This is a genomic window from Photorhabdus heterorhabditis, assembly GCF_001280945.1.
Classification (GTDB): Bacteria; Pseudomonadota; Gammaproteobacteria; order Enterobacterales; family Enterobacteriaceae; genus Photorhabdus; species Photorhabdus heterorhabditis.
This window is the reverse complement of record NZ_LJCS01000025.1, coordinates 20,358-41,072: the sequence shown is the minus strand read 5'-3', so window position 1 is coordinate 41,072 and position 20,715 is coordinate 20,358. Positions and strand designations below refer to the sequence as shown.

The window sequence follows — 20,715 nt, the reverse complement described above, 5'->3', positions numbered from 1 at the left end:
TCTCTGTAAATTTATCAAAAATGCAACATGTTAGGGGAAATTCCCCACTAAATTATTCAGTTATAAAGAGAAAAATAGTGGAAAGATTTGATGCAATTATTATTGGCGCCGGTGCAGCTGGTCTGTTTTGCGCAGCTCAGGCCGGGCAACTCGGTTTACGGGTGCTGGTTCTGGACAACGGTAAAAAAGCCGGACGTAAAATTTTGATGTCCGGTGGTGGGCGTTGTAACTTCACTAATATGTATACAGAACCATCGGCTTATCTTTCTGCTAATCCTCATTTCTGTAAGTCTGCACTGGCCCGCTATACACAATGGGATTTTATCGAACTGGTTCAGCGTCATGGTATTGCCTACCACGAAAAAACCTTGGGGCAGCTTTTTTGTGATGATTCTGCCCAACAGATAGTTGATATGTTGCTAAAAGAGTGTGAAGCCGGTCAAGTCACTATCCGTCTGCGCAGTGACGTCAGCCACGTAGAAAAAAAGGAGCAGGATTTCGTTATCACCGTTAATGGAAAAGAAGTAAGTACCCGCTCACTCGTCATTGCTTCCGGTGGATTATCTATGCCAGGGCTTGGCGCTACCCCTTTTGGTTATCAGATTGCAGAGCAGTTTGGTCTGAAAATCTTACCAACCCGCGCCGCTCTCGTCCCTTTTACTCTGCATAAGCCACTACTAGAACAACTCCATGTGCTTTCCGGTGTATCTGTTCCCGCTATTGTCACCGCAGAAGATGGCACTCTGTTCAAAGAAAATATCCTGTTTACCCACCGAGGGCTTTCTGGCCCGGCAATTTTACAAATTTCCAGTTACTGGCAGCCCGGAGAGTTTGTGAGTATTAACTTACTTCCAGATATTGATTTGGCAACTTTTCTAGAACAAGAACAAAGTTCTCACCCAAATCAAAGTGTAAAAAATTCTTTGGCAAAATTATTACCGAAGCGGCTAACAGAATGCCTGCAAACGCTCAGCCAGCTCCCGGATATCTCGCTTAAACAACTTAACTCAGCTCAGCAAAGGCAGCTAGTAACCAACCTTCAATCATGGCAAGTGCAACCCAACAGCACTGAAGGTTATCGCACCGCCGAAGTGACAATGGGCGGCATTGATACTCACCAGCTTTCATCTAAAACGATGGAGGCTAATCAAGTAAAAGGACTCTATTTTATTGGTGAAGTGGTAGACGTCACTGGCTGGCTTGGTGGCTACAATTTTCAATGGGCATGGAGTTCCGCCTGGGCATGTGCGCAGGCGTTGTGACAATCTCGATGCTTGTTTAGTACAGGGACATAGTATCTATCTTGCACTTTAAACCGTGTGGAGTGATTCGTCCCATCTGTACTGGTGCCCTGCTGTTGGCACAGACCGGACTGCTGAAGCAGCGTCGGGTGACAACCCACTGGGCATGTGCCGAACTGCTCGCAATGCGTTTTCCCGAAATCACTGTTGAACCAGATGTGCCCTACATGGCTGACGGTTCTCTGAGAACGGCTGCGGGGGTGACCCCCTCTGTTTACAGAAAAATATTCATACAAACACAGCAGACCGGTACAAATGAAGAAAACTGAGGGCCAGACATAGGACCCTGAGCCGGAATCGCGGAAAATAATGAAGCTTAAATTGCGCCGTCTATACTTAATTATGTGAATTATTACCCAATAAAGTAAAAACAATAAGAAAATTAAATTATTCAACAAAAAACAAATCAAACAGGAAAAATAAAGACTATATTCAATGTAATTACTATGGTATGAAAATGATATGGTATGAAAATGAAAGACCCTGTAAATAATTCTGTGCATTTGCCCTTTAATTAAATAGTTGGTCGATACCCCTTGTTCCTTTAAACTACTTAACAAACGACAATCATCATAATTTTTTCAGATTTATTAGCAGTTCATGATTTTATTTTCAATCACCTCTATACCCAATAGATTTCAAGATGCATCGCGACGGCAAGGGAGCGAATCCCCGGGAGCATAGATAACTATGTGACTGGGGTGAGTGAGTGCAGCCAACAAAGAGGCAACTTGAAAGATAACAGGTATAAAATACAATAAACAAGTCCTAATATTGAACTTTATAATAATAATATTCAATCACGATACTATTTTAATTTTATAATTTGACAATAACTCTATCATTAGTTATTAATTTAATTAAGCAATGATAAGACAATGACTTAATTATTTATACCCAATAGATTTCAAATTGCAGCGCAGCGGCAAGAGAAAGCGACCAACAAAACAGCAACTTGAAAGATGACGGGAATATCAGGAGTGTTTAACTACTATGAATAGATCCGAACAAAAATTCAATGCCAATGAAAGTGTTATAAAAGTAGATGGAAAAGATGTAAAGTTTTTTACCTCTAAACCCCTAGAGCCAATTAAGGATAATGAAAAGAAAAATCCGGTGGTCTTAGTGCATGGTACTGGTGGAAGTACACAAATACATTTCAGTTCTCTGTTTCAATTACTTGCTGCAGAACACTGGGTTATATCACTGGATTTTACTCAACCAGTAAACGCAGACGAAACGCTGACTCTTGAACACCTTGGAAAGCAGGTCGAAGCCGTTATTGAAGCAGCGGCATCAGGAGAATCTGTCACACTGATTGGTTATTCTTTGGGTGCAGCCGTTGTTGCTGCTGTTGCCGCTAAACGTCCGGATCTGGTTCGTAATTTAGTTCTGATCGCAGGATGGATGCAATCAGATTTACAGCTAAAACGATTTGCTGCTGTCTGGCATCAGTTATATGCAATCCAGTCACCCGCTATTACCGACTTTATGATGTATTGCGCGTTCAGAGGTCCCTGTCATGTGAACATGCTTCCAGACCAAATTGCACACGGATTTGAAAATACCCATCCGGGGGAATTTGATGCATTGCAAATAACTCTTGATGCCCAAGTTGATATCACCCAACTGGTTCCTGCCATAAAAGCCACGACTCTGATTATTGGTTGCAAATATGATCACATCATTCCTACTTACCATAGCAAAGCACTTTTTGGTGCAATTCAGGATGCACGTTATACAGAGATAGAGTGTGGGCACGCAGTCATTTATGAACGCCCTTTCCAGTTAGTGCAGGTTATTGACCAGTTCTGTACGGCCCCTTCGTTTTATCCTGCCGGAACTATTATCCCTACAGATCAGCCATAATCTCTCTTACCCTCTGGAGAACTATGATGAATAAAAGTACACCAGACCATAATCGACAAACAGATATATCGCGGGCCACTGATGTAGAAATTATTATCATCGGCGCAGGCTTTGCTGGCCTTGGTATGGGAACCCGGCTTAAGCGCAGATCTCAGCACAGTTTTCTTATTCTCGAACGTGCCAATGATGTCGGAGGCACCTGGCGCGCTAATACTTACCCCGGCATAGCCTGTGATATCCCTTCACATCTTTATTCTTTCTCATTTCGTCCCAACCCTGACTGGTCTCATGTTTTTTCACCGGGACATGAAATACTTGCCTATCTTCAAGCTACAGCCAGAGATGAAGGGTTATGGCCCCATATCCGTTTGGGCGCCAACGTTAAAAAAGCTTACTGGGATAACCAAGAAGAACGCTGGGTAATTGTCACAACCACAGGGGTTTTCAGTGGCCGCTTCTTAGTCGCAGGCACCGGGCATTTAACAGATGAAAATATTCCACAGATTGAAGGACTGAACAGCTTTACTGGGGACGTTTTCCATTCAGCCCGTTGGAAACATCACATCCCTCTTCAAGGTAAACGCGTGGGTATTATTGGATCGGGTGCTTCAGCAGCACAAGTAATTCCTGAAGTGGCTAACAATGTCTCTGAACTCGTTATTTTCCAGCGCAGCGCCCCCTACGTCCTACCGCGTCCTGACCGACGTTATTCAGAGGCTGAAAAGCAGTTGTTCCGACGCGATCCAGAGTCTATTTCTAGTCTTCGTTCAGATATATTCTGGCACTTTGAATCTCTGTATCCCGCTTGCCGTTCTATTCCGCAATATTTGGCAGAATTAAAACGTATAACTTTCAATCATCTTAAACAGCAAATCTCCGATCCAGAATTACGCATAAAACTCACCCCCAATTACGAACCTGGTTGTAAAAGAATCCTGTCCGCAAACAATTATTACCCTGCCTTTCTCCGAGATAACGTTCAACTCGAAACATCAGCCTTAAAGCAAGTTGATGGACAAAATGCAATCTCAGTGTCTGGCAACAGTTATCCACTTGATGTACTTATCTTCTGTACTGGTTTTCAAGCCACCCAGCCGGCTTATACCCATCTGGTTCATGGTCGTGATGGCTTTAGCCTCGCAGATCACTGGACCCAAGGTATGAAAGCTTTTGCATCAACCGCAGTTACAAATTTCCCAAATCTATTTATTATCAACGGGCCAAATGCGACGCTTACCCATAACTCAATTATCTACATAATTGAATCTCAAATAGAATACATTCTTGGCGCTATTGAATACAGCAGGCAAAATAGCAACTATGTCCTTGAAGTTTCTGCCGAAGCTCAGGAGCGTTATGTAACTGAATTACAAAATCAGATTAAAGATACGATATGGGTTAGCGGTAGCTGTACAAACTGGTACCTTGATCCCCGAAGTAAGCGTCTGACACTGGTATGGCCGGATTTTGCTCATACGTTCAGGAAACGTAATAGCAATTTTGATCCTGCTCCCTATATACATCACATTACAACATAACCAATAAACACCAAAAGCCATGAGCTCGGATATTCATTATTGAATTGGCAAAGGACTTTTCCCCTCGAACTTAGTCCTTTGCCAATATTAATTAATCGCTTTAGAACGGTTTGGTCGGTAAATATTTTCCATCTAGTGTAATTACAGCCCGCGAGCCGCCATTAGGGTCATCGACCTTTTTGATATCAAGTTTGAAATCAATCGCACTGATAATGCCATCACCAAACTCCTCATGAACCAACGCCTTCAGCGTTGAACCATAAACTTGCACCATTTCATAGAATCGGTAAATAGTCGGATCAGTTGGTATACCACCGGGGATACTGCCACGCACAGGGATAGTTTGCAGCAGACGGAGAGCGTTTTCGCCAAGTTCAAGTCGCTCAACCACAATCTTCGCGGCACTTTCAGGCAATGGGTGCTGACCAAGCAGTGCAGCAGTGACGAATACGAGACTTAGGCCAGTTCCTTGGGCAATATCCTCAAACGTCAAATTTTTGCGTGTCTTAGCGTCGATGATAGCATCGGTAAGGATCTGGCGGGGCATTTGGGAATATTGTGATTGTGTCATGATGATTCCTTTAGATTGATGAACTATTCAAGTACCGTGGTAAAACACGGATTACGTTGCAGAAACATGCGGATAGTCCGCAAGAGAAACAAATTGACCAACCAAACCGTCTTCGGAGTACGCGATAAACAAAGTACGTGGATTTTGGCTGGTGGCAAGCCGTTTGAAAAGCTCGTAACGCTTTGGAAATACCTCGTGCTGGAATTGTAAAAAGCTTTCAATAATATCCTGCATGTCTTCACTACTCCATCGTGATCGGTAAGAAAGCGGATGGATAAAGAATGAACGAATTTATTTATAGCGTCAAAGATCGAATTTCTATCATCTCTATAGTATTTTCCAATAGTTTATTGTCATTCTGCGGCGACGTATTTGTTTTTTGTTGTTTGCATCTTATAAACGGCAAATGATGCGGATGCGATTATTGCAACGTATGAGCAGTTAAAAGAAAAAGATTTTGAGAACTCTGTAGAATTACGAAATCAGTTCCCCAGTCTTGATAATTTCAAGTACAGAGACGAATGGTGGGTAATAGACATAGACGGGCAAAACTTACGAATGATTGCCTATATAAATTTCGTTAATAAACGCCTAGTATGTCAAGCATATAGCCACTCACGCAGAATATATACCCAATAGATTTCAAGTTGCAGCGCGGCGGCAAGAGAACGCCTCCCCAGGAGCATAGATAACTGTGTGACTGGGGTAAGTGAACGCAGCCAACAAAGCAGCAGCTTGAAAGATGAAGGGTATAACAAATTAACTAAGTAAAGACTTTGCAACGCGAAGCCATATTGATTTGTACTTCCAGAAACAGGGGATCACACCACGCATTGCAATTGAGGCAACTCCATCAGTGCAATCGTAGAAATTGTCCGTCGGGGGCGACTCGCGACTCTGTTACCTGATGTCATAGCCCACGAACAGACCGGGCTTTATTCCATTGCAATTCGACCTACGTTACCGCAACGCAATGCCGTACTGTTGTGGCGCCGTGGTGCATATCGAAGCGCTGCGAGTCAGGCATTCGCCAATCTAATCACGCACCGTTTCGATGTACACCAAGAAAGTGACGATTTCTGATAAATAGAAAACACATCTCATCTGGCGGCTTCCCTTTAAAGTCACCTATTTTGTGAAGAAGAGCGGCAACATAATAGTGAAAAACAAAAACTGCTAGCGCAGACAGATAATTAAGGAAGATAAATAGTGTCTCAATTATCATCAACAAGAAAAGCGGTTGGAGTCCCCTTGCAAGGTAAAAATGGGCGGTTTGTCCAAACCGCCCCGATGCAAACAATGGAAAACGCCTGTATTACTTACTACGGACTGGCAAACCTATGCCACGAACGCCATCCTGCGGCAGAACTAGCACAGCCACCGACCAAGACGGCAAAGTGACAGAACCATCCTCAGCTATTCTGATACCCGCCGCCAGAGAAACACTGCCCAGTTCGCTCTGAATATCATTCAACTTCAATCCCCTGACGTTAAGATCTCTCACCGTGGCCGGCTGCGACGCAGCATTAATCATCACCACCAAACCGTCAAACCGTAAATCTCGGTCATCATTAGTGGTATTACCATCATCTATCGTCATCACTAACAGTCCAAGTTGCTGATGCGGCCCGACGTTGCGAAAATCAATGCGTTGCTTAACTGATGCACCATCCCCCAAAACCATCAAGGGTGAAAATTGACGTAAACGCACCAGTTCCTGATAGAAAGCGGTCATCTGTAATAACTCAGTTTGCCCCGGCTTATCTACTGCGTTTTTCACTTGTTCAATCAATGCATAGTTTTCGCCGTCACCGATTTGGCCCGGCATCCCAACATCATAGTTGTTGTCCTGATAGGTGTAGCTAACACGGTTAAACCAATCACCGGCATTATAGGAATCACGAGTAAAAGACTTTGAACGCAGTAGCTCCGATCCATGTTGGGCAAAAGCCAATCCCTGCCCAAGGAACGTGGTAGCGAGGGATACCGCCTGCATACGAACCCGTGTCGCTAAATTCGCCTCACGTGAAGCTTTATAACTGATGATATCCCACAATGTCTGGTTATCGTGCTTGGAGACATAATTGATTACTTCAATCGGATCAGCGGCATAACCAGCTATAGCCCCTTTGTAGTCAATTTCTCTACCGGTTTTTACCGCCCCATTTTTATCAATCAACACAAAATCAGCCAGATTACCCGCCATACCAAGACGTACCAGATCCGCCAGATGACGTACTTCATCAACGTTTAACCCAGTTATTTCGTTCGGTAGTGTGCCCGCACCGTTACCCACGCCTTGGTTAATGCGAATACTGGCAGCGGAATCGAACGGTCCGCCACCTCGCACCGCGTCGCGCAGTCGATCAGAGAAAGTGCCAATCCCCGTGCCTTTAAGATTAATCTGTGAAGCAATCTCGAAACGGTCATCTTGCCCAGAGTTCCAACCTTCGCCCAAAAAGTAGACCGATGGGTTAATCGTTCGTACCTTTGCCAACGCCGATAACATCTGAGCCTTGGGATGGAAGCCCATGAGGTCAAATCGAAATGCATCTATCTTATAATCCTTAACCCAAGTCACCAAAGAGTCTTCAATGAGCTTAGCGAACATACGGTGTTCTGGCGCTGTATCGTGACAACAAGTGTTGGATTCAACATTACCGCTAATTTCATTCAGACGATGATAATACCAAGGGACGACCTTATCCAACACGGAAGATCTGTCTGTTGGACCCGCAGCATTGGTGTGGTTGTACGCTACATCCATGATTACATTCATTCCCAGCTGTTGCTTGATAGCTTGAACCATAGCGCGAAACTCTTTTATGCGTACTGAACCTTCAGCATCAGTGGCATAAGAACCTTCCGGCGCCGAGTAATGGAACGGATCGTAGCCCCAGTTATAGGAGTCGGTTTCTGCAATCATTGCATTCAGCTCTTGTACCTGCGGGTTATTAGCGCTGTCACCACTCTTCAGCTCCTGCAACACTTCGCCCACAGTCTGTAAGCCATTACAGTAAGCAGTAAAACGGCTGTTCCTCACCGCCGCATTGACCTGACATAAACGACTGAATGGGTGATTAAGATCAGCCACTTGGTTGCTAAATTCATTAATGGAAGCCACATCAAATACAGGTAATAGCTCCATATGAGTAACCCCAGCCTGACTTAGCGCCTTGAGATGTTTGAACATATCGCTGTTATTCGCTGTCAAAGCCAGGTATTTACCACGCCAAGCTTCCGGTACCGTGCTGTCTGCAATGGAGAGATCACGGACATGAGATTCGTATATTGTCATACGCGCAATATCCGCCGGTGTACTTTGCGAACGCGGCATAATCAAGCTATCCCAGTTCTGTGGTTTCAACGCTTCGTCATCCAGGTTAACAACTTGACTGTATTCCGAATTCGTAGACAAACTGTGTGAATAAGGATCGGTAACGACATAATGCTCCACGTTGCGGGAACGTGGGTGGTACACCGTTAAAGCGTAGCGGTAGTAAGCCCCGATCAAATCTTTATCGCCTTGCCATGACCAAGAGCCGCTAGCAGGATCACGGTTCATTGTATGATTGGCGATAACTTGTTTATTTGCATCATAGATAACCAACCCAACATGCTGAGCCGTAGGCGCCCACAAGCGGAAGGTAACACCGGCATCGTTGATTAATGCACCATATTCCAGTGTGTCCGCTGCGCTGGCAAAGCGGTCGTCCAACACGCCAGCCGTTTGTACTTGAGTAGCCGATAATAGTAAGCCCTCTTTGTTGGTCGCCAACGCCACCAGATCGCCAGTAAGTAACGTATCAACATCCACGTCCGTTGGCAGGTGGAATGCTGTCAACTTCGCCAAATGAGGGAATCGATCTGCCGTTTTCTGGCTTAGAGTTGTCGGTGTTAACATCAGATAGCCATCAGTGAAGTTTCCTTCGTCATTCGCTTCTACCTTACCGTTCCGGTTGTAATATAAGCGGACATAAGGCTTATCTGCTCCGCCCGACCATAATAGAGTCCGGCTATCAACCCAATGTGCCGAAGCTTGAGAAACGCCAAACACAGAATTAAAAGCTTCCGCACGACTGCCATAGATTTGATGATTACCTGGTATCACAGAGACGGTACGGTTACTAAAATCAGAGAAGGAAATTTTCAGATCATTGTCGATCAATTTATTATTGTTACCATCACGCACAATAACATTGATACAACCCTCGTTCTTAGTTAAGGGTACTACCCAGTAAGGCCCATAACTATCGCTACCTGTAGGAGTTGCACTGATATCATCCCAGCTCAATGAGGGAGAATCTAAGGCGTCACAGCTTTTATCGTTCCATAGATAAAGTGTGTTAGTGCTGTAGTCATGATTTGTTGTTGGACTTTGACCTAATTTAGCAATGTCCACCAAGTGGATCACTGCCTGAAAATTGCCAGCAATAGCAGCCTCACTAGGTACCTTATTAGGAATATACGCCATCGGCTCCTCCGGGGATTTGGGTAAAGAACTATTGTTATCACAGCTTGCCAGTAGTAAAACAAATGTACTGCTTAATAGGGCTAGGTAAGCCTTTTTCCAAAAATGCTCCACCATAATCAGACCTTTTTAATAGAAATAAATCATCGATGATACTATTGTTAATAAAATAAGAATGAAATATTAAATAATGTCTCAGACAGGTCAACATCCTCCTACACCTAATACAAAGAGGGAGGAGAACGCAGGGGGAGCTGTTTTTTCGTGACATTGCGCACGATAATAATGTAATTATCTTTTATTACATAAGACTGGTGTGAATTTATATGTATTACTTCATACATTATATACTCGGGTAAATCACTGTTATACCCTTCATCCTTCAAGTTACTGCTTTTTTGGCTACTTTCACTTATCCCAGTCACATCGTTATCTATGCTCCTGGGAATGCGTTCACTTGCCACCGCGCTGCAAATTGAAACCTATTGGGTATATTATCAACCAACCTTCCATTAGAATAGGTAATTAATATCGAGAGAATATTCACAGGCTGTAAAATAGAGCTACCAGTTTTCAGTTTATCATGATATTGCGTTAATAAATTCGCGATACGTTGAGTTTGCAAAACTGATGAATCCAATATTGCAATAATTTCATCATATTGCTGATTTTTCATTAGTCGCAGTGCACTCTGGTTATAACTCATAATCGCTGTCAAAGGCTGGTTTAATTCATGAACGATCCCTGTTGCCACTTCATCTATCGTATTCAGGCGAGTGAATTCAAAGAAATGTGCCCGTAAATCAGAAGCCTTTCTCAGTCTTCTATTTTTCTGAATTAAAAAGATAAAATAGATAATTACTGCCCATAAAAAACTGAGACAAGTAATATAACCCCATGGCAGTTTAGCATAGGGAAAATTAATACATACACAGGAATCTCTTGTAATCCGACAATTTGCGGAAAATTTTCCTGTAACTGCTTTAATCCGATATTCGCATCCATGAGCGAAACAATGGCATCATGCTGTGCAAGCTTTTCGCTCAATTCTCGATAAAGAATATTAAATGAAACAGTTTGTTGTTGATAATTTTGATTTAATGAATGATTAATCATTCCCAAAGCGGTCAAGACAGTTAATATAATCCACGCAAAAAAATGCCACCTATGATTACCTGAAAAGATATCTTTCATGACGTTAAAGACGTAATCAGAATATATATACCCAATAGATTTCAAGATGCATCGCGACGGCAAGGGAGCGAATCCCCGGGAGCATAGATAACTATGTGACCGGGGTGAGTGAGTGCAGCCAACAAAGAGGCAACTTGAAAGATAACAGGTATAAAGGAAATGGCTATCAGATTCCAGTACTGGGTTAGCCTTGTTCATTTTACCTACACATTTTTTAACCTAAGATAAAACATTGACATAGGGAAAAGGCGAGTATTTATAGAGATTTCCGCTAAGTAATTGAAGGTAATTAGAACGCTATTTAGTGAACAGACTATATGAAATGATTCTCGTTCAATAAACTCACAAATTTCATCCTAAAAAATACCAATATTATCAATCAATTAATTAAATTCCCCATAATTATTTCCTATTTGATCAGAAAAAACGCTTTACAATCGATAGTGATAATTATTATCATTCGTATCGCTTTCAGATGAACCACCTTCAGGGGACATATGAAGGCACGACATTGCTCACATTGCTTCCAGTGTTTACTTTAGCCAGCCGGGTGCTGGCTTTTTTTTATTGGATCAATGCGATCATTATTGATTCAAAATATTTGAATTATAAGGTTAAATTTTTAAGATTTTATGCTCTCTCCTCTCAATTAGACTGTAAAAAAACATTGAGGAGAACTGAATATGATCTATTTACGTAAAGCATCAGATCGCGGTCATGATAACCATGGATGGTTAAATAGTTGGCATACCGTCTCATTTGCCAACTACTATGACGCCAACTTTTTGACATCCTCCCCCACCTTCGCACTTCGTGACTCAGGAGCGAGATATAAGGCGCATTGGATAAATCCCAAATAAACCTCACCCATACGGATGAGGTTTAAAAAATTTGCAATTACAGTTTAGGGCCTGCTTTTACCAAAGCTTCCCCTGCCGGGGTATCCGTGTATTTATCAAAGTTATCCACAAAACGGTGTGCTAAGTCTTTCGCCTTCTCTTCCCACTGAGATTTATCTGCATAAGTATTACGTGGATCAAGAATATTGGTATCAACACCAGGCAATGCAGTAGGAACTGCCAGCTCGAAGATCGGTAATTCGATAGTCTCGGCTTCCTCAATATCACCACTCAAAATGGCATCAATGATCCCACGGGTATCTTTGATAGAGATTCGTTTCCCCGTCCCATTCCAGCCAGTGTTTACCAAATAAGCTTTAGCTCCTGCGGCCTGCATACGTTTTACTAATACCTCTGCGTATTGGGTAGGATGCAGAGTCAAAAATGCAGCACCGAAACATGCTGAGAATGTTGGCGTTGGTTCAGTCACACCACGTTCTGTACCTGCCAGTTTTGCCGTGAAGCCAGATAAGAAGTGATATTGAGTCTGCTCTGGTGTCAGTCGGGATACCGGAGGTAACACACCAAATGCGTCAGCCGTCAGAAAGATCACTTTGGTAGCATGTCCCGCTTTGGAAATTGGCTTAACAATGTTTTCAATATGGTGGATAGGATAAGAAACACGCGTGTTTTCGGTTTTTGAACCATCATTGAAATCAACTGCGCCATCTGCCAGTACAGTAACATTTTCCAGCAATGCATCACGTTTAATCGCATTGTAGATATCCGGTTCCGCTTCTTTGGACAGATTGATAGTTTTTGCGTAACAACCACCTTCAAAGTTAAATACACCGTCATCATCCCAACCGTGTTCGTCGTCACCAATCAGTTTACGTTTTGGATCAGTAGAAAGTGTGGTTTTACCTGTACCGGACAAGCCGAAGAAGACAGCAACATCCCCCTGTTCTCCAACATTGGCAGAACAGTGCATTGAAGCAATCCCTTTCAATGGCAACAGGTAGTTCATCATTGAGAACATCCCTTTTTTCATTTCGCCACCGTACCAGGTACCCCCGATCAGTTGCATACGCTCTGTCAGGTTAAATGCAACAAAGTTCTCAGAGTTCAAACCCTGCTCTTTCCATTGTGGGTTAGTGCATTTTGCACCGTTCATCACAATAAAGTCAGGTTTGAATCCAGCCAGTTCTTCATCTGATGGACGGATAAACATGTTTTTAACGAAGTGAGCCTGCCACGCAACTTCAGTAATAAAGCGGACTTTCAGGCGTGTATCTGCATTCGCCCCACAGAAAGCATCGACAATAAACAAACGTTTTCCTGAAAGTTGTTTAGTGACCAGCCCTTTTAGATGTGTCCATGTTTCCTGATGTAATGGCTTGTTATCATTCTTGCCTTTCCCCTGATCAGACCACCATACGGTATCACGGGTTACATCATCACGAACAATATACTTATCTTTGGGAGAACGACCAGTGAAGATCCCCGTATCGACAGCTACAGCCCCCAGGTTGGTCAGAGTGCCACTTTCGTAGCCTTCGAGTGAAGGTTCAGTTTCTTCTGAAAATAACAGCTCATAACTTGGATTATAAACAACTTCGCTAACATCATGGATTCCGTAGCCCGCGAGTTCCTGCGGGGTAATGCCTTTAACACTCATGTTATTGCTCCTGGGTAGTCACACTTTTTCTGTGAGCAATAATAAATAATTACGATTAATTAACAGCGATTGTTATCAAAAAATTGAAAACCTATCATTTTTTTAAGGTTAATTTGAGGCGAAATGCACGAAAGGAAGACTTTGAATATTATGGATATTGGCAGAAAGGCGCGAACCCGCGCCCTAAAAGCTGAAACAGATTAGTGTAATCGACCCTTTTTTTCCGACCTAATTGCAGTGATATCATCAGCATCAAAAATATAGTGTGTACCACAATACTCACACCCCATGTTAATGTTGCCATCTTTCTGCAAAATATGATGAATATCTTCGTCAGAAAGTGTCACTAACGTGTCAGCACAACGTTGACGGGAACAAGTGCAACGAAATTCAACCGATTGCGGCTCATATAATGTCACATCTTCTTCATGATAAAGACGATGCAGAATCTCTTTAACTTCCAGTGAGAAAAGTTCTTCACCTTTAATGGTAGCAGTAAGTTGCACCAGATGATCAAATGCTTCTGTACTATCCTGTCCCGCCGTCGGCAGAACCTGTAATAACATACCCGCAGCAGCGATACTTCCATCCTGAATACCGGTACGGATAAACAGACGGGTTAGTAATTGCTCAGACTGTCTGAAATAATCATCCAGACAGTCCGCCAGAGTTTCACCTTCTAAAGCAACCACACCTTGATAACGCTCACCATGCGTTGGGGTAATCGTAATTACCATATAACCTGTCCCAACCATCTGCTTCAGGCCGCTGTTTTCAGCAATTAATCCATCAATACGAGCAACACCACGCATCTGTTGCTGGTGATTACCATTAATCACGGCCAGTTTCACCGGCCCATCTCCCTGAATCTGAACAGTAATATCTCCATCAAATTTCAGTGTCGCAGTTAATAAACTGGTTGCTACTAACAATTCTCCCAATAATTGTTGTACTGACTGCGGGTAATCATGATCTTCCAGAATATGCTGGTAAGTTTCACTGGCTAAAACCAGCTCACCACGTACAGAATAATTCTCAAATAAAAAGCGGTGTAATTGGTCTTGTTTAGACATAAATATCTCTCATCTTTATGAGCAAACTATTCCAGCTCACTCAATTTAGTGTTCTTAAACTTAATCAGTGTGCGCCTTTCTTTTTTATCTGGCCGACGATCAGGATGAGGCATAGTTAATGCATTCATTTTACGCGCTATTGCCATTTTCTCCCGGTTAGCCATACTTGCTTCAGTTTCTCGGTAAAGTAACTGAGCTTCTGGCGCACTGCGCCGAGAGCTGCTTAATGCAAGAACTTCAACAATACGTTCATCATTACCCTGACGTAGTTTAATCTCAGCCCTCAGTTCAACCAATTTACTCGGTTTACTTCTTTGACCATTATAATGAACTTTACCACCATCTATCATTTCCCGTGCAACAGCCCGCGTTTTATAAAAGCGGGCAGCCCACAGCCACTTATCCAGACGGACAGCTTGATCGGAGTCTGAATTATCCTTCATCTTTATCTCCCAATATCAGCGCTGGTAAAAAAACAGAGCGTAACACACCATTACTGATTATCGCTAACGCGTAGGCGGGAAAGTCATATTGAAACAGTTATCATAATACTGCCTGATTTTGCTGAAGCGTTGCTTGTTTTGCCGGTTTTTCTTAACAACGAATACAAGATTAATGATCAAAGTGACAAAAAGAGCCAGGAGTAAAAGGGTTGTACTAATACAACGAGCAAGTGTCATAGAATCCAGCACACTGTGCAACACAACCCGACGGGTTCCACTAGTATCCTCAGATAATTCCGTGATAATTCCCGTTGTCTCAAAGGGCGTTTGCAACAACATTTCTGATAACCGCTGTAAATCACGCCACTGTTCCAACGCATTATGATCATAAGAAATGATTAACGGCATCATATATTCAACCAACTGTTTGCCTTCATCACTGATCAGCAGAACCCCTCCCGGTGAAGGGCTATTAAGCAACATTGCTGCTTTGTCTATTTCCCGATAGATAAAGGACGATGTGGTAGCATCAACTAGCTTTCCCAGCGCTTCAGCCCCTGCCGGACGCAATAAAACGTGGGTATCGTCAAACTTGCCACTTTCTGCATCTTTTAACAAAGTTGCCCAATCATTGGCACTGCCAAGGTTAACCAAAGCATTCTTCAATCGAAAACAGTCTGCGTCTTTCCCACATAAGCTTTTAGTTTTCAATATGATATCAGAGAAATTATCCAACAAAATCATACCAGATTTGGAAATTTCCTGAGCAAGACCTAGATTACTTACATCACTGTTTTCCTGTAAGCGCAGTTGCTTATTAACGGTTGCAATGAGTTTAGCCGCATCTTCTATAATTTCTGATTCTGGCATTGGCAGTGGGTTAGCACTATTCCAATATATTCCTGAGCAATCGAATGGAGAAAAATGTGCGTCTGCTTTGCCATTCATATTATTTGGCGGCACATAACACATACCAACGCCTTTTGCTTTCAATACATCCCCGACTCGCAACTCCATCCCTTCCATCACATTAGCATCGGTGACAACCTTTGTACTACTACCATGCAACCAGGCAAAACTCAGCTTCATTGGGACACTAATTGGCTGATAAAAATAGAGCAGTAACATAATAAGCAAGCTGCTACTAATCATCATCAGATTCTTTCCATAACGGTGATAAGGATAATTTTTCTCTTCATCATGCAGAGAAAGATAATGCCCTTGCCTGACTACCTGACCATTAGTGTAAATATCAATATTGGTTTTTTGATCAAGATTGTGAATAACATAAGGTTCCCAGTGAGGTGGGTAAATCAAATCAATCCCACCAAGAGAAATATTACTCATTTGCCCTTGTTCAAACTCTCCAAATAATCCCCATCGTTTTGGTATGCCGGTAAAACAATGAATATCCTGACGCCGACGTACCGAGAATGGGCAGAATAACAACCAGAAGCTAACAGCCATTAAACTGCCTGCAATCAATATCAGCCAAGGCAAAAATAATGCAGGTGAAAACAAAGCAAGGAACCAAATAAAAAATCCGAGACACAAAAATCCCCCTTCCCAAACACCCGATGAGTGATTCAAACGGTATTCTTCCGGCGTCTCTTTGCGGATACTTTGTAATCTTACGCTGGTATCATCATTTTTCTGGATCGATGCCTGTTGATGAGGCACATCTGAAACGACCAGAGCTGAAAGGAAATCCCGCTGAAAATCTTTTAAAAAATGACCATTAATCGAAATGACAAGCGGTATTGTCGCAGTATGAACTACGTCAATAATATTCTGCTGTTTGATAAAAGGCTCAAAGAAAAACGGCAAATGAACTTCTGCCATATCAATATAATAACGCCAGCTATGTGGTTCATCTGTAGCAATAGCAAACCGGGTAATGGAATTACAGATAGTATAAATCGTGTCATTTTTGCCTACCTGGGCTGGCCCTGTTTTATTGATACGATCAGTCATAACCGGAGGTAATACACGGTTCAGATAACATTCAATAGCCTGATATTCATCAGCATTAAGTTTACGACAGCTTGGCTCAGCAACAGAAGGCAGATAACGGACATTATCATGCAGCTTCCATCTGAAAATCAGAAAGGAAGCCATTATAATCAGGCTAATGATCAAGATAACCAATATAATGACCGTTACGCTCATTTCTCCCCCCACATCCATGACAATATTACTGTTTGCAGAATAACAACCACACGTTAAGTTCTGAATCAGACCATTCCCATTTTTTAATCTACTTTACAACAAGTTATGTAATCACACCCTAAACTATTTATAACATAACTCTATTCCCTATGAGGATTAAAGATAGCAGCAACAGAAATGACAAGCGATAATCACTATCATTTATTAAAATAATCGGCCATATTTAGTCAAGCTATGGAGTAGCTCTAATTTCGCCATGAAATCTAAAGTTAACAAAACAATTCATGATGCATAGATACTCAACTCAACCAATATTAATACCATCAGGGGCAATTATGAATGACCCGAAAAACCCTAAAATCTTGAACATAGAGAATATTGCCCATTCACGTTTATTCCATATTCAATCAGTAGATCTCGAATTCAGTAACGGTGTAAAACGCGTTTATGAACGGATGCGTCCGGCCAATCGGGAAGCCGTTCTGATAATCCCAGTCCTTGGAGACGAATTGTTACTTATTCGTGAGTATGCAGTAGGTATTGAACAATACGAATTAGGTTTTCCTAAAGGTGCTATCGACCCTGGTGAAAGTATCTTTGAAGCAGCTAACCGTGAATTAAAAGAAGAAGTCGGTTTTGGTGCGCAAAGAATGGAACAATTAGCCAAACTCACCATGGCCCCCTCCTATTTTTCTAATAAAATGAACATTGTTATTGCTGAGAATCTCTACCCAGAAAATCTGGAAGGAGATGAACCTGAACCATTGCCACAAATACGCTGGCCAATAGCAGATATGATGTCATTACTGGATCACGTTGACTTCAATGAAGCACGAAATGTTAGTGCCCTGTTTCTGGCACAAAAATACTTACAGCGTCGCTGAAGCTAACAGTAACAGGCACAACAGATCTTTCCCAGTTGTGCCTGTCTTATTATCAGAACAATTCCTGGCTTTCACCATCTTCAATCAAGGTTGTGCCAACTTCCTGTATCGCACTTTCTGTAGGCTGAGTTCCGTCAATGAAGTATTCACTGCGAGTATCCCCGCCTCCACCAGCAAGTTTACCTGTCCTACGATCTATCACGACAGAAACAATGCCCTGCGGAGGCGCTATGTCTTTTTCAGGAACCCCCTCCAGCGCCACTTTCATAAAGTCATCCCAAATTGGCTGTGCGCTCTTCGCTCCCGCCTCACCACCACTGGCGGCAGTACGGCCAAGGCTTCTACGGTGGTCATCAAAACCAATCCAGACGGTTGTCACAATATCCGGCCCATAACCTGAGAACCAAGCATCTTTTGAACTGTTAGTTGTACCCGTTTTACCACCAATATCACGACGTTTCAGATCACGTGAGGCACGCCAACCCGTACCAGTCCAACCCGGTTCACCAAAAATATTGGTATTCAGAGCATCATGGATCAAAAACGCTAGAGGAGTACTGATAACATGAGGAGCATATTTTTGCTCATTTCCATTACCATCAATTACCGGCACTTTTTCCAATTCAGGTAACGGCAATATCTCCTGTTGGCTAACGTGAGATTGAGCGACATTTTCAATCGAGTTTTCAGAAAGTTCGATTGAACGTGCAGTATCACCATAAATCACTGGAATATCGCATTGTAGACATGCAATCTTAGGTTTGGTCTCAAACAGAATATTTCCATCCTCATTTTCAATCTTAGTAATGAAGTAGGGATCAATCAGATAGCCACCATTAGACATCACCGAATATCCACGTACCACCTGCATTGGTGTAAACGATGGGGACCCCAAAGCCAAAGATTCTGTACGAACAATATTTTTCCCTGGGAAGCCAAATCGTTGTAGGTAGTCCGCAGCATAATCAACCCCCATTGCCCGCATTGCCCGAACCATCACGACATTCTTCGATTGCCCTAACCCTTGACGCAAACGAATTGGCCCAACGTAAGTTGGTGGTGAGTTTTTCGGACGCCAATCGGTACCCGCTCCCGCATCCCAGCGGCTGATTGGCAGGTCATTGAGCAAAGAGGCCAGCGTCAGCCCTTTATCCATTGCTGCCGCATAAAGAAACGGTTTAATATTGGAACCAATCTGACGTAATGATTGAGTGACCCGGTTAAATTTACTCAAGTTGAAATCAAACCCACCCACCAGCGCCTTCACAGCGCCATCATTAGGATCAATAGAAACTAGAGCAACATTAACTTCCGGTATCTGTGCCAGCCACCAAATATCTTTTACTTTCCGTACCCAAACCTGTTCACCCGCCTGAACCACTTCACTCACATTACGAGGAACAGCACCCTGCGTACTATCAGATCTGAACTTTCTGGCCCAACGAACACCAGCCATTGGTAATTCTACATTACTGCCATCAGCTAACATCACTGTTGCCTGATCAGTACCTGCTCTGGTCACCACTGCTGGCATTAACGGGTCATAATTTGGCAGCGTCTTAAGCTTCTTGAGGATTTGCTCCTGAGCCCAAGCTGGTTCACCCACTTTCCATAAAACTTCCTGCGCCCCACGATAACCATGACGGACATCATAATCAATGACGTTATTACGAGCCGCCTCTACAGCGGCCAACTGAAGTTTACGGGTAATGGTAGTGTAAACTCTATAACCGTCGGTATAAGCATTCTCACCATAGCGCTCAATCATGTTCTGACGCACCATCTCAGATAAATATGGAGCAGAAAAAGCAATTTGAGGAGCATGGTAATTAGCCACCAGCTTTTCACTTCTGGCTTGATTATATTGCTGCTGAGTAATGTAACCCTGATCGAACATACGACCTAAAACCACATTCCGGCGATTAATTGCCCGGCCATAAGAATAAAGCGGGTTAAAAGTAGAAGGTGCCTTTGGCAAACCGGCAATCATGGCGATCTCGCTCAGAGTCAACTCATTGACATTCTTACCAAAATAAACCTGAGCCGCAGCTCCAACACCATAAGCCCGATAACCAAGATAAATTTTATTAAGATAGAGTTCGAGGATCTCATCTTTATTCAGTAACTGCTCAATCCTGATAGCGAGAAAAACTTCCTTGATTTTACGCGTCAACGTTTTCTCAGGACTAAGAAAGAAATTTCTCGCTAGTTGCTGAGTAATAGTACTTGCCCCCTGAGAAGCACGTCCTGAACTCAGCGCTACAGATGCAGCCCGGATAATTCCTACAGGGTCAACGCCGTGGTGTTCATAGAAACGACTGTCCTCCGTTGCAATGAATGCTTTCACCATAATCGGTGGAATTTCGGACAGTGTAAGAGGCATACGGCGCTTTTCACCATACTGAGCAATAAGCTCCCCATCCGCACTGAACACCTGCATTGGTGTCTGTAATCGAACATCTTTTAATGTCGCCACATCTGGTAGCTGAGGCTCGATATATTTGTACATACCAAAAATCGAGACCGTTCCCAGAAAAATGCAACACACAACAAGGATTAGAAAATACTTTACGAACTTCACCTGAAATTTCCCATGCCACGTTAGTTGGGTGGTTTATAAACAATCGGCGCGTAGTATAAAGGTTACACAGCACCTTGAATATGGTCTTTTATTAAAATTACTGA

The 20,715-nt window shown here is 42.8% G+C and carries 15 protein-coding genes and 3 pseudogenes; 8 read left to right on the top strand and 10 right to left on the bottom strand.

What is annotated here, in order from left to right:
• Nucleotides 1-77 precede the first annotated feature (77 nt).
• From AM629_RS10580 to AM629_RS10565, 4 genes and pseudogenes are all read left to right on the top strand, one after another.
• Complete coding sequence (locus AM629_RS10580; RefSeq protein WP_054478742.1) at nucleotides 78-1,262, top strand: BaiN/RdsA family NAD(P)/FAD-dependent oxidoreductase; 1,185 nt, start codon at nucleotides 78-80, stop codon at nucleotides 1,260-1,262.
• Between the two features lie 29 nt (nucleotides 1,263-1,291).
• A pseudogene (locus AM629_RS10575) lies at nucleotides 1,292-1,507 on the top strand (DJ-1/PfpI family protein); the annotation flags it as partial.
• Between the two features lie 787 nt (nucleotides 1,508-2,294).
• Entirely contained in the window at nucleotides 2,295-3,170 is an 876-nt protein-coding gene (locus tag AM629_RS10570) for an alpha/beta fold hydrolase (RefSeq protein WP_054478738.1), read from the top strand.
• Between the two features lie 26 nt (nucleotides 3,171-3,196).
• Nucleotides 3,197-4,708, top strand: a complete 1,512-nt coding sequence (locus AM629_RS10565; protein WP_054478736.1) for a flavin-containing monooxygenase — start codon at nucleotides 3,197-3,199, stop codon at nucleotides 4,706-4,708.
• A 100-nt stretch (nucleotides 4,709-4,808) separates the two neighbouring features.
• Here the strand turns inward: AM629_RS10565 and cynS are convergent, their stop codons facing one another.
• Nucleotides 4,809-5,279, bottom strand: coding sequence for a cyanase (cynS, locus tag AM629_RS10560; protein WP_054478734.1), 471 nt, complete (start codon nucleotides 5,277-5,279; stop codon nucleotides 4,809-4,811).
• A 51-nt stretch (nucleotides 5,280-5,330) separates the two neighbouring features.
• Nucleotides 5,331-5,513 (bottom strand): hypothetical protein, encoded by a 183-nt coding sequence (locus tag AM629_RS10555; RefSeq protein ID WP_054478732.1) that lies wholly within the window; start codon nucleotides 5,511-5,513, stop codon nucleotides 5,331-5,333.
• A gap of 171 nt (nucleotides 5,514-5,684) precedes the next feature.
• On the opposite strand from AM629_RS10555, the pseudogene AM629_RS22200 reads away from it, so the two are divergent.
• Together AM629_RS22200 and AM629_RS25255 are read left to right on the top strand one after the other, a co-directional pair.
• A pseudogene (locus AM629_RS22200) lies at nucleotides 5,685-5,967 on the top strand (type II toxin-antitoxin system HigB family toxin); the annotation flags it as partial.
• Between the two features lie 164 nt (nucleotides 5,968-6,131).
• On the top strand, nucleotides 6,132-6,362 hold the full coding sequence (locus tag AM629_RS25255; RefSeq protein WP_200905764.1) for a LysR substrate-binding domain-containing protein: 231 nt from the start codon (nucleotides 6,132-6,134) through the stop codon (nucleotides 6,360-6,362).
• 232 nt (nucleotides 6,363-6,594) lie between these two features.
• Here the strand turns inward: AM629_RS25255 and pulA are convergent, their stop codons facing one another.
• The 3 genes from pulA to AM629_RS24600 all read right to left on the bottom strand — a co-directional run bounded on the left by pulA (nucleotide 6,595) and on the right by AM629_RS24600 (nucleotide 10,944).
• A complete protein-coding gene (gene pulA, locus AM629_RS10545) occupies nucleotides 6,595-9,867 on the bottom strand; it encodes a pullulanase-type alpha-1,6-glucosidase (protein WP_072161869.1) in 3,273 nt (1,090 codons plus the stop codon).
• Nucleotides 9,868-10,183: 316 nt separating this feature from the next.
• Nucleotides 10,184-10,456 carry a hypothetical protein gene (locus tag AM629_RS25125; protein ID WP_338049382.1) on the bottom strand — a complete coding sequence of 91 codons (273 nt, stop codon included), beginning with the start codon at nucleotides 10,454-10,456 and terminating at the stop codon, nucleotides 10,184-10,186.
• A gap of 152 nt (nucleotides 10,457-10,608) precedes the next feature.
• Nucleotides 10,609-10,944, bottom strand: a complete 336-nt coding sequence (locus tag AM629_RS24600) for a hypothetical protein (protein ID WP_054478727.1) — start codon at nucleotides 10,942-10,944, stop codon at nucleotides 10,609-10,611.
• Nucleotides 10,945-11,627: 683 nt separating this feature from the next.
• Between AM629_RS24600 and AM629_RS22190 the strand changes: the two are divergent.
• Nucleotides 11,628-11,762 (top strand): annotated as a pseudogene (locus AM629_RS22190) (pirin family protein); the annotation flags it as partial.
• A 79-nt stretch (nucleotides 11,763-11,841) separates the two neighbouring features.
• On the opposite strand, the gene pckA reads toward AM629_RS22190, so the two are convergent.
• The 4 genes from pckA to AM629_RS10515 all read right to left on the bottom strand — a co-directional run bounded on the left by pckA (nucleotide 11,842) and on the right by AM629_RS10515 (nucleotide 17,146).
• Nucleotides 11,842-13,461: a phosphoenolpyruvate carboxykinase (ATP) gene (pckA, locus tag AM629_RS10530; protein WP_054478725.1), complete on the bottom strand. Its 1,620-nt coding sequence runs from the start codon at nucleotides 13,459-13,461 to the stop codon at nucleotides 11,842-11,844.
• Nucleotides 13,462-13,661: 200 nt separating this feature from the next.
• Entirely contained in the window at nucleotides 13,662-14,534 is an 873-nt protein-coding gene (hslO, locus tag AM629_RS10525; protein ID WP_054478723.1) for an Hsp33 family molecular chaperone HslO, read from the bottom strand.
• A gap of 26 nt (nucleotides 14,535-14,560) precedes the next feature.
• Nucleotides 14,561-14,977 (bottom strand): ribosome-associated heat shock protein Hsp15, encoded by a 417-nt coding sequence (gene hslR, locus AM629_RS10520; RefSeq protein WP_054478721.1) that lies wholly within the window; start codon nucleotides 14,975-14,977, stop codon nucleotides 14,561-14,563.
• Nucleotides 14,978-15,040: 63 nt separating this feature from the next.
• Nucleotides 15,041-17,146 (bottom strand): IgaA/UmoB family intracellular growth attenuator, encoded by a 2,106-nt coding sequence (locus AM629_RS10515; RefSeq protein WP_054478720.1) that lies wholly within the window; start codon nucleotides 17,144-17,146, stop codon nucleotides 15,041-15,043.
• Between the two features lie 335 nt (nucleotides 17,147-17,481).
• Between AM629_RS10515 and nudE the strand changes: the two genes are divergently transcribed.
• Entirely contained in the window at nucleotides 17,482-18,030 is a 549-nt protein-coding gene (gene nudE, locus AM629_RS10510; protein WP_054478718.1) for an ADP compounds hydrolase NudE, read from the top strand.
• Nucleotides 18,031-18,082: 52 nt separating this feature from the next.
• Here the strand turns inward: nudE and mrcA are convergent, their stop codons facing one another.
• Nucleotides 18,083-20,611: a peptidoglycan glycosyltransferase/peptidoglycan DD-transpeptidase MrcA gene (gene mrcA, locus AM629_RS10505; RefSeq protein ID WP_054478716.1), complete on the bottom strand. Its 2,529-nt coding sequence runs from the start codon at nucleotides 20,609-20,611 to the stop codon at nucleotides 18,083-18,085.
• Between the last annotated feature and the right edge of the window lie 104 nt (nucleotides 20,612-20,715).

What these genes read in the sequence shown, in the direction of transcription:
- hslR (WP_054478721.1), bottom strand. Translation starts at nt 14,977, where the DNA reads ATGAAGGATAATTCAGACTCCGATCAAGCTGTCCGTCTGGATAAGTGG.
- pckA (WP_054478725.1), bottom strand. Translation starts at nt 13,461, where the DNA reads ATGAGTGTTAAAGGCATTACCCCGCAGGAACTCGCGGGCTACGGAATC.
- hslO (WP_054478723.1), bottom strand. Translation starts at nt 14,534, where the DNA reads ATGTCTAAACAAGACCAATTACACCGCTTTTTATTTGAGAATTATTCT.
- AM629_RS10515 (WP_054478720.1), bottom strand. Translation starts at nt 17,146, where the DNA reads ATGAGCGTAACGGTCATTATATTGGTTATCTTGATCATTAGCCTGATT.
- AM629_RS10555 (WP_054478732.1), bottom strand. Translation starts at nt 5,513, where the DNA reads ATGCAGGATATTATTGAAAGCTTTTTACAATTCCAGCACGAGGTATTT.
- pulA (WP_072161869.1), bottom strand. Translation starts at nt 9,867, where the DNA reads ATGGTGGAGCATTTTTGGAAAAAGGCTTACCTAGCCCTATTAAGCAGT.
- cynS (WP_054478734.1), bottom strand. Translation starts at nt 5,279, where the DNA reads ATGACACAATCACAATATTCCCAAATGCCCCGCCAGATCCTTACCGAT.
- AM629_RS25125 (WP_338049382.1), bottom strand. Translation starts at nt 10,456, where the DNA reads ATGAGTTATAACCAGAGTGCACTGCGACTAATGAAAAATCAGCAATAT.
- nudE (WP_054478718.1), top strand. Translation starts at nt 17,482, where the DNA reads ATGAATGACCCGAAAAACCCTAAAATCTTGAACATAGAGAATATTGCC.
- AM629_RS10565 (WP_054478736.1), top strand. Translation starts at nt 3,197, where the DNA reads ATGAATAAAAGTACACCAGACCATAATCGACAAACAGATATATCGCGG.
- AM629_RS10570 (WP_054478738.1), top strand. Translation starts at nt 2,295, where the DNA reads ATGAATAGATCCGAACAAAAATTCAATGCCAATGAAAGTGTTATAAAA.
- AM629_RS24600 (WP_054478727.1), bottom strand. Translation starts at nt 10,944, where the DNA reads ATGAAAGATATCTTTTCAGGTAATCATAGGTGGCATTTTTTTGCGTGG.